The sequence below is a fragment of the Pseudogulbenkiania sp. FW507-F1 genome (assembly GCF_058781125.1).
The window spans coordinates 85,844-95,148 of the sequence record NZ_JBYSWM010000015.1 but is presented as its reverse complement, the minus strand read 5'-3'; the positions used below and the strand labels follow the sequence as shown (position 1 = coordinate 95,148).

Below are 9,305 nucleotides of genomic sequence, written 5' to 3'. Positions count from 1 at the left end.
AGACTGACAGGTAAAGGCTCATTCAAGAATATGTGATCTTTTACTCCATATATCAGCCGGAAGGGCCAGTGTTTTTTTACGCCCGTCGTACGCGTGTAGAGATGGCTTAAGCGTCGAGCCCGCTCTGTGCCAGCTCGGCGGCACGGATCACGGCGCGCGCCTTGTTCTGGGTTTCTTGCCATTCCGATTCGGGGACCGAGTCGGCGACGATGCCGGCGCCGGACTGCACGTACAGCATGTTGTTCTTGACCACGGCGGTACGGATGGCGATCGCCAGGTCCATGTCGCCGGAGAAGCCAAGGTAGCCGACGGCGCCGCCGTAGACCCCGCGCTTGGTGGGTTCGAACTCGTCGATGATCTCCATGGCACGCACTTTCGGGGCGCCGGACAAGGTGCCGGCCGGGAAGGCGGCCTTGAGAATGTCGATATTCGAAACCTCGGGGGAAACGCGGCCCTCGACGCTCGAGACGATGTGCATCACGTGCGAGTAGCGTTCGATCACCATGTTGTCGGTGACGTTGACGCTGCCGACATCGGCGACACGACCGACGTCGTTGCGGCCGAGGTCCATCAGCATGACGTGTTCGGCGATTTCCTTCGGGTCGGCCAGCAGTTCTTCGGCCAACCGTTCGTCTTCCTCGCGGTTCTTGCCGCGCACGCGGGTGCCGGCGATCGGTCGCACCGTCATGGTGTCGTTCTCACGCCGCACCAGGATTTCCGGTGAGGCCCCGACCACGTGGAAGTCGTCGAAGTGGTAGAAGAACATGTACGGCGACGGGTTCAGGCTGCGCAACGCGCGGTACAGCGTCAGCGGCGAGTCGTGATAGGGCATCTGCAGCCGCTGCGCCAGCACCACCTGCATGATGTCGCCGTCGACGATGTATTGCTTGGCACGCTCGACCGCGTGCTTGAATTCTTCCTGGCCGTATTCCGAGCGCGCCTGGGTCGGCTGGCTCGGCAGCGACAGCGGAATGGCCACCGGTTCGCGCAGCTTGGCGCGCAGCTGGCCGAGGCGCGCCTGCGCCTTGATCAGCGCGTTGGGTACCGCCGGGTCGGCGTACACCACCAGGTAGAGCTTGCCGGACAGGTTGTCGACTACGGCGAGTTCTTCCGACAGCATCAGCAGAATGTCCGGGGTGCCGACCGGGTCGGGTTTCTGCGTGGCGGCCAGTCGCTTCTCGATGTAGCGGATGGTGTCGTAGCCGAAATAGCCGACCAGGCCGCCGGTGAAGCGTGGCAGCGACTCGACCGGCGGGGTGCGGAAGCGCTGCTGGAAGGTGTGGATGAAGGCGAGCGGGTCGCCTTCGTACTGTTCGATGACCTTGTCGCCGTACTCGACCTGCACCTTGTGGCCGTTGACGCGCAGGCGCGTGGTGGCGGGCAGGCCGATGAAGGAGTAGCGGCCGAAGCGCTCGCCGCCCACCACCGACTCCAGCAGGTAGGAGTAGGGCAGGTTGGCCAGTTTCAGGTAGACCGACAGCGGGGTGTCGAGGTCGGCGAACAGTTCGAGGGTGACCGGAATGCGGTTGTAGCCGGCGGCGGCAAGGCGTGTGAATTCGTCGTGCGTCATGCTTTATCCCAAAATGACCAGAAACGGAAAACGATGCAAACGGAGGTGTGGCTCAGGGTTGCCATCGCCAGCTGGCCAGGTTGGGCAGGAATTTCATGATGCAAACGGTATCCAGAAATGCGTCAGACAATGTCAGGTATTCTTAAACAAATCGTAGAGTTCGACAAGGCTGTCCACCACGTGGTCGGCCTCGAGGCTGGCGGCGTCACCGTAGCCGTAGCTCACCGCCACGGCCAGACTGCCGGCCGCGCGTGCCGCCAGCACGTCGTTGTGCGAGTCGCCGACCATGGCCAGCTCGTCGGGGCGGATGCCCAGCGTCTGGCAGGCGTGCAGGAGCGGGAGGGCAGAGGGCTTCTTCTCGGGCAGGCTGTCGCCGCCCAGGATCATGCTGAACGAGGAGGCCATGCCGAGCTCCTCCAGCAGCGGTACCGCCAGCCGTTCCGATTTGTTGGTGATGACCACCTGTGGCAGTTGCAATGCGCGCAGCAGCCCCAGGGCATCGAGCACGCCGGCGTAGACGCGGCTGTGTACGTTGAGGTGATCGCGGTAGTACTGCACGAAGAAAGTGAAGCCGCGTTCCCACAGTGGGGGTTCGGCCTGGCCGTCGCGCTCGTCGGTGATGGCGCGGTGCACCAGGCTGGCGATGCCATCGCCGACGTGCTGCTGGATGCGCAGTTCGGCCAGGGCGGGCAGGCCCAGGTGCTCGCGCATGGCGTTGGCGGCGGCGGCCAGATCGGGGATGGAGTCGACCAGCGTGCCGTCCAGATCGAACGCCACGGCCTTGATGTGTTTTGCTGTCATGGGGTGCGTGAAAGTGAGCGCCTGCACGGGCAGGCGGAAACGGTTGTCCTGCCCGCGAGTATACACCAGGCGCTGGCGCCGACCGCGCCGCGGCTCACGGCAGGGCGCGGATGTCGGCCACCGGCTCTTCGCCGAAGCGGGGCCCCAGCAGGTAGTCCAGCAGTTTGCCGGCGGCGGCTTCCGGACTGTCCAGCGCGCCTTCCTGCTTGAGGGCGAGGAAGCGTGGCAGGTTGGGGAAGCTCTCCGGTGCGGCGTGGCGGATTTCGGCCTGCATGTCGGTATCGATCACGCCGGGGTAGACCGCGGCGACCCGTACAGGGTTGGCCGAAGCCGCCTGTTCCACGGCGAGGTGGCGGCTGAAGTGGTCCAGTCCCGCCTTGCCGCTGCCGTAAACGCCCCAGCCCGGGTAGGCCTTTACTGCGGCGCCGGAGGAAACGTTGAGGATGCGGCGGTCGCTCCAGGCGGCGGTGTCGGCAAGGAAACGGTTGCTCAGCACCATCGGTGCCGCCAGGTTGAGGCTCAGGGCGTGACGTAAGGCATGGTCGTCGTAGTGGCCGGCCACCGCGATCGGCCAGACCACCCCGGCGTTGTTGATCAGCAGTATCTGCCCGTCCCGGGGCAGGGTGGCCAGGGCGCGAGCGATGGCGCTGTCCTGCTGGGCCGGGTCGCTCAGGTCGGTGCTGAGCCAGTGCAGTTGCCCGGGGTGGGCTTCGGCCAACCTGGCCAGGCCTTCGCCCTGGCTGCGCGCCAGCGCCGCCACGCAAAAACCGCGTGCCAGCAGGTTGCTGCACAGGGCGAGCCCCAGTCCACGCGAGGCTCCGGTGACGATGGCGGCGCTGGACATGGTCAGCCTGCCTTGGCCAGCTCGGCGCGCATGGCGTCGATAGTGGCCTTGTAGTCGTCGGTGCCGTAGATGGCGGAGCCGGCCACGAAGGTGTCGGCGCCGGCCGCGGCTATCTCGGCGATGTTGTCGATCTTCACGCCGCCGTCCACTTCCAGCCAGATTTCGCCGCCATGGGCTGCGGTGTACTCGTCGATGCGGCGACGCGCCTCGCGCACCTTGTTCAGCGTCTGCGGAATGAACTTCTGGCCGCCGAAGCCGGGGTTGACCGACATCAGCAGAATCATGTCGATCTTGTCCATGACGTGGTCGAGGAAGGACAGCGGGGTGGCCGGGTTGAACACCAGGCCGGCCTTGCAACCGGCGTCCTTGATCAGGCCCAGGGTGCGGTCGATGTGGTGCGATGCTTCGGGGTGGAAGGTGATGATGTCGGCACCGGCCTTGGCGAAGCTGGCGGCGAGTGCATCGACCGGTGTCACCATCAGGTGCACGTCGATCGGGGCGCTGGTGTGCGGGCGGATCGCTTCGCAGACCAGCGGGCCGACAGTCAGGTTGGGCACGTAATGGTTGTCCATCACGTCGAAGTGGATGATGTCGGCACCGGCGGCGATGACGTCACGGACTTCTTCGCCAAGTCGGGCGAAGTCGGCGGAAAGCAGGCTGGGGGCGATGCGGAATGGGCGCATGAGATGAACTAACAAGCTGGACGGAAAAGCGAATTGTAGCCCCATCGCCGGGCAGCGTCATGCTTCGCGCCCCGGTCCGGGGCGGGATTGCTGCTAGAATGGGAACATCGGCGCCGCCCGGCCCGCCTGAACGGATCCCCAAGCAATGGCAAACAAAGAATACTGTGTCGAAGTCACTGCCGAATCCTCCTACGTGGAAGAACGCTCCAACGTGGCGGCGGATGTCTATGTGTTCAGCTACCGCATCAGGCTGACCAACAGCGGTACCAAAACCGCCCAGTTGATCAGCCGGCACTGGTTCATTACCGAAGCCGACGGCAAGGTGCAGGAAGTGCGCGGCATGGGGGTGGTGGGGGAAAATCCGCGACTGGAACCGGGGCAGAGCTACGAGTACAGCAGTTGGTCGCAGATCGGCACGCCGTTCGGCACCATGAAGGGCAGCTACCAGATGCTGGCGGACGACGGCCAGCGTTTCGAGGCGGAAATTCCCGAATTCCAGCTGGTCGCTCCGCGCGTGTTGCACTGAGTCGGGCCCGGCCTAGCGTTTGGGCCAGGTCCACCATACGATGAAGCCGGCAAGCCCAAGGGCAAGGGCGGCTTCGGCAAGCAGTATCCACATCGGCATCATCCCGGTGAGGTTGATAGGGCGACGGGGCGGCCCCACCTGTCCATCATCGGCCAAGCTCGGCAAACAGGCAAACCCACCATGCGTTTCACCCACAGCGGCCCGGCGCCCAAAGATCGCAACGACCTCAAAACCCTGAAAACCTTGCTGCCCTACCTCTGGGCGTTCAAATGGCGGGTTTTGCTGGCGATGACCTGTCTGGTGCTGGCCAAGGTCGCCAACGTCAGCGTTCCGCTCTACCTGAAGGATATCGTCGATCAGTTGTCGGTGCCGGCCACCCTGCTGGCGATCCCGGTGGCGGCGCTGCTCGGTTACGGCCTGGCCCGGCTGATGGCCGGTCTGCTGGGGGAGATTCGCGACGCCATCTTCGCCCGCGTCATCCAGGGCGCGGTCCGCACCGTGGCGCGCTCGGTGTTCGAGCACCTGTTCAAGCTGTCGCTGCGCTTTCATCTGGATCGCCAGACCGGCGGCATGAGCCGCGACATCGAACGCGGCACCCGCGGCATCGGTTTCCTGCTCAATTTCACCGCGTTCAACATCCTGCCGACGCTGCTGGAAATCCTGATGGTGGCGGTCATCCTGCTGCACCGCTACAACGGCTGGTTTGCCGTGGTCACGCTGGGGACCATTGCGGTGTACATCACGTTTACGCTGACCGTCACCGAGTGGCGCACGGTGTTCCGCCGCAGCATGAACGAACTCGATTCCAAGGCCAATGCCAAGGCGATCGACGCGCTGATCAACTACGAGACGGTCAAGTACTTCAATAACGAAGCCTACGAGTCGGCTCGCTACGACACGAATCTCGCCGCCTGGGAAGAGTCGGCGATCAAGAACCAGGTATCGCTGTCCTTCCTCAACGCCGGGCAGGGCGTCATTATCGCGGCCGGTACAACGCTGATCATGGTGCTGGCGGCGCGTGGGGTGGTGGACCATACCATGACCGTCGGCGACGTGGTGCTGGTGTCGGCCTACCTGACCCAGCTCTATTCGCCGCTGCATTTTCTCGGCTTCATCTACCGCGAGATCAAGCACTCGCTGGCCGACATGGAACGCATGTTCGGCCTGCTGGAAACCCATGCCGAGGTGGCTGACGGCGCCGGGGCCGAGGTGCTGGCGACCCGTGCCGCCGGGGTGCGTTTCGAGCATGTCGACTTCGGTTATGACGCCAAGCGTCAGATTCTGCACGACGTCAGCCTGAGCATCCCGCCGGGGCGCACGCTGGCGGTGGTGGGGGCGAGCGGGGCGGGCAAGTCGACCTTGTCGCGGCTCTTGTTCCGTTTCTACGACGTCAGTGGCGGCGGCATCAGCATCAACGGCACCGACATCCGCCAGATGACGCAGGACAGCCTGCGTGCCCACATCGGCATCGTGCCGCAGGACACCGTGCTGTTCAACGACAGCATCTACTACAACATCGCTTACGGCCGTCCCGGCGCCAGCCGCGAGGAGATCATCGAGGCGGCCAAGTCGGCGCACATCCACGATTTCGTGGTTGGCCTGCCGGACGGTTACGACACCCTGGTGGGCGAGCGCGGCCTGAAGTTGTCCGGCGGCGAGAAGCAGCGCGTGGCGATTGCCCGCACCATCCTGAAGAATCCGCCGATCCTGGTATTCGACGAGGCGACCAGTGCGCTCGATTCGCGCACCGAGAAGGCGATCCAGCACGAACTGGCCGAGATTTCGGCCAACCGCACCACGCTGATTATCGCGCACCGCTTGTCGACGGTGGTCGACGCCGACGAGATCGTGGTGCTGGACGGCGGCCGCGTGATCGAGCGCGGCAGCCATCGCCAGCTGGTCGAGCAGAACGGTCGCTACGCGGAGATGTGGCTGCTGCAGCAGGAGAGCGAGAGTACGGCTGAAGCGCTATAACATTTGGTTATTTGATCGAATTCTGATTTGTTTTTGGTAATAGGTTTGAGGGGGCTTCATCGCCCCCTTTTTGCTGTCGCATAACATTATCCGAATCCCCTCCCGCATCCCGAAGGTCATCTCGCTGAGCCAGCGTGAGGGTACGTTGCTTGACGCAAGGCTGCGTCTTTTGATCTGCGCCGGTCCGATGGGCGGAAAGGCCCGTCGTTGCTGGCTTGGCGCGGGTGGGTGAGTGTATTTCTCTGGGGGGGGTGACGCGTTGCTGTGGGCCGCGGCAACGGGCGGAAGGACGTGCCGGCGGCGTAGCCGGGGAGCCTGGCGGGAGACGGTGCCGGGTTGCTGTGTTTCGCCAGGTTTTTTGCCTTCATGACACTTGGACGAAGGGCGTGCTAGAGTCGATTGGGTAGCAGAAACACCTATAACATTTTCTTAGCAAGCTCGCCGGCAGGGTTCTCAGTCTGGGCCCGCCGTGCGTTAGGATCCGACGTGACAGCCATCGCAGAACTCGAACCACGCGAAGTGTGGGAGCACTTCCAGACCCTGTGCGAGATTCCTCGCCCCTCCAAGCACGAACAGCATCTGCGCGACTACCTGCAGGGCTGGGCGGAATTGAAAGGCTTGTCGACGCAGGTCGACCGTGCCGGCAATCTGATCATCCGGAAGCCGGCCACCCCTGGGCTGGAAAACCGGCGCGGGGTGGTGCTGCAAGGCCATCTCGACATGGTGTGCCAGGCCAACTCCGGCACGGAGCATGACTTTTTCCAGGACCCGATTCGGCCTGTCCTGCGCGATGGCTGGCTGGTGGCGGAAGACACCACGCTGGGTGCCGACAACGGCATCGGCGTGGCGCTGGCGTTGGCGGTGCTGGCCAGCGATACCTTGGTTCACGGGCCGGTCGAGGTGCTACTGACGGTGGACGAGGAGGCCGGTATGGGGGGCGCTCTCGGGTTGGACACCGGTGTGCTCGAAGGCGATCTGCTGATCAACATCGATACCGAGGACTGGGGGGAGTTCTACCTCGGCTGCGCGGGGGGTGTGGACGTCAATGTGCGTCGCGCTTACGCCGTCGAGGCGCTTCCGGCCGGCTATGCGGTGGGGCGCCTGTCGGTCAAGGGGCTGCGTGGCGGCCACTCCGGGGTGGACATCCACGAGGAACGAGGCAATGCCAACAAGTTGCTGATCCGGCTGATCCGCGAGCTCGAACACGAGCTGGCGCTGCGCGTGGTCTCGCTCCAGGGCGGGTCGGCGCGCAATGCGCTGGCGCGCGAAGCCTTCGCCGTGGTGGCTTATCCGGCTGGCGCTGCCGAAAAGCTAGTGGCGCGGCTGGACGCGTTCCAGCAGGCGGCACGTTTCGAGCTGGCGGGCGTGGACGAAGGGGTGGCACTGACACTGGAGCGGGCTTCGGCCAACGTGACCATGTCCCCGGACGATCAGCGCGTGATTTTCGCGGCCTTGCTCGCCGCTCCACACGGAGTGCGGCGCATGAGCCGCCGTGTGCCGGGCGTGGTGGAGACCTCCAACAACCTGGGGGTGATTGCGCTGGACCAGGGCAAGCTGTTCGCCAATTTCATGGTGCGCTCGTTGCTGGACGCCGGGGCGCGGCTATTGGCCGACGAGATCGAGAGCCTGTTCGGGCTGATCGGTGCCGAGGTGGAGAGAGAGGGTCAGTACCCCGGCTGGGCGCCGAATCCGCAGTCGTCGCTGCTGGAACTGTTCCAGCAGGTCTACGAGCGTGAATACGGTCGCCGGGCCGAGGTGAAAGTGATCCACGCCGGCCTTGAGTGCGGCATTCTGGGCGGCAAATACCCGCACATGGACATGGTGTCGTTTGGTCCGGACATCCGCGGCGCCCATGCGCCGGGCGAGCGGGTGCGGGTCGAGACGGTCGGCCACGCCTGGCGGCTGCTGCAGGCCGTGCTGGCGGTCGTGCCCGAACGCGCCTGAGGGCTGGTTCCCTGCGACAAGGCCCCGCTGCGAGCGGGGCCTTGTGTTGTGAGGCGTATCAGCACTTCAAGCCTGGTTCGAAGCCGTGTGAAGCGCCGGCGAATCGTTTCGGCCAGGCCATTCATCTGCTCTGCCTCAGCGGTGGCCTGGGGGGCGATTGGCGGCGGTGCCGAATCAGCGCGACAGTTCGGTCACGGCATGACGGATCAGCCAGTGGGCGATGGACATCGACTGCGGGATAAGGGGAAGGTCGTCGATGGGAAACCAGGCGGCGTGCTCGATCTCGCCCTCTTGCGGCACGATGTCGCCGCCGGCGTACTCGGCGGTGAAGGCCAGCATCAGCGAATGCGGGAACGGCCACGATTGGGAGCCGACGTAACGCAGGTTCTTCAGCCGCACTCCCACTTCCTCGAACGCTTCGCGATGCACGCACTCTTCCAGCGTTTCACCGGCTTCGACGAAGCCGGCCAGGGCGCTGTAGATGCCGGGTGCGAAATGCGGCGCGCGTGCCAGCAGCAGCTCTTGCCCACGATAGATCGCCACCATCATGGCCGGCGACAGGCGTGGGTAGTAGAGCTGGCCGCAGTGCGGGCAATGCCGTCCCTGGTCGTGCTCGTGCTGCTGCAGCGGGGTCGCGCAGTGGCCGCAGAAACGGTGGGTACGGCGGAACTGGCGCAATTGTGCCGCACGCGCCAGCGCGGGAGCCAGCTCGGCCGGCAGCTGCATCAGCGCCTGGCGCAGGCTCACCCATTCCCCGCTCGTCGGCATCGGCCCCACCAGCTCGCCCTGAAACAGGTTGACCCCGCCCAGCTGCGCCAGGAACAGGCGCTCGATCAGCGGCCAGCTCGCGGCTTCGCTGCCGGGCAGTGTGCCGTTGACGAGCAGCAGGCGCTGTTCGTCGAACACGCACCACCGGGCGGGCAGGGACAGGTCGGGTTGGCTCGGCAGATCGAAGGGCATGGG

The 9,305-nt window shown here is 64.9% G+C and carries 8 protein-coding genes; 3 read left to right on the top strand and 5 right to left on the bottom strand.

Annotated elements, in window-relative coordinates; all coding sequences use genetic code 11:
* Nucleotides 1-106 precede the first annotated feature (106 nt).
* From trpE to rpe, 4 genes are all read right to left on the bottom strand, one after another.
* Nucleotides 107-1,570 (bottom strand): anthranilate synthase component I, encoded by a 1,464-nt coding sequence (trpE, locus tag AC3WG5_RS11685; RefSeq protein ID WP_492568802.1) that lies wholly within the window; start codon nt 1,568-1,570, stop codon nt 107-109.
* A gap of 132 nt (nt 1,571-1,702) precedes the next feature.
* Nucleotides 1,703-2,371 carry a phosphoglycolate phosphatase gene (locus AC3WG5_RS11680; protein ID WP_492568801.1) on the bottom strand — a complete coding sequence of 223 codons (669 nt, stop codon included), beginning with the start codon at nt 2,369-2,371 and terminating at the stop codon, nt 1,703-1,705.
* Nucleotides 2,372-2,465: 94 nt separating this feature from the next.
* On the bottom strand, nt 2,466-3,215 hold the full coding sequence (locus AC3WG5_RS11675; RefSeq protein WP_008953631.1) for an SDR family NAD(P)-dependent oxidoreductase: 750 nt from the start codon (nt 3,213-3,215) through the stop codon (nt 2,466-2,468).
* 2 nt (nt 3,216-3,217) lie between these two features.
* Entirely contained in the window at nt 3,218-3,898 is a 681-nt protein-coding gene (gene rpe / locus AC3WG5_RS11670; protein ID WP_008953632.1) for a ribulose-phosphate 3-epimerase, read from the bottom strand.
* Nucleotides 3,899-4,043: 145 nt separating this feature from the next.
* On the opposite strand from rpe, the gene apaG reads away from it, so the two are divergent.
* From apaG to AC3WG5_RS11655, 3 genes are all read left to right on the top strand, one after another.
* Entirely contained in the window at nt 4,044-4,424 is a 381-nt protein-coding gene (gene apaG / locus AC3WG5_RS11665) for a Co2+/Mg2+ efflux protein ApaG (RefSeq protein ID WP_008953633.1), read from the top strand.
* Nucleotides 4,425-4,604: 180 nt separating this feature from the next.
* The gene (locus AC3WG5_RS11660; protein WP_492568800.1) at nt 4,605-6,398 is read left to right on the top strand and encodes an ABCB family ABC transporter ATP-binding protein/permease; all 1,794 of its coding nucleotides are present in this window, start codon (nt 4,605-4,607) and stop codon (nt 6,396-6,398) included.
* A gap of 486 nt (nt 6,399-6,884) precedes the next feature.
* Nucleotides 6,885-8,342 carry an aminoacyl-histidine dipeptidase gene (locus AC3WG5_RS11655; protein ID WP_492568799.1) on the top strand — a complete coding sequence of 486 codons (1,458 nt, stop codon included), beginning with the start codon at nt 6,885-6,887 and terminating at the stop codon, nt 8,340-8,342.
* A gap of 174 nt (nt 8,343-8,516) precedes the next feature.
* On the opposite strand, the gene nudC is transcribed toward AC3WG5_RS11655, so the two are convergent.
* Nucleotides 8,517-9,302 (bottom strand): NAD(+) diphosphatase, encoded by a 786-nt coding sequence (nudC, locus tag AC3WG5_RS11650; protein WP_492568798.1) that lies wholly within the window; start codon nt 9,300-9,302, stop codon nt 8,517-8,519.
* Nucleotides 9,303-9,305 lie beyond the last annotated feature (3 nt).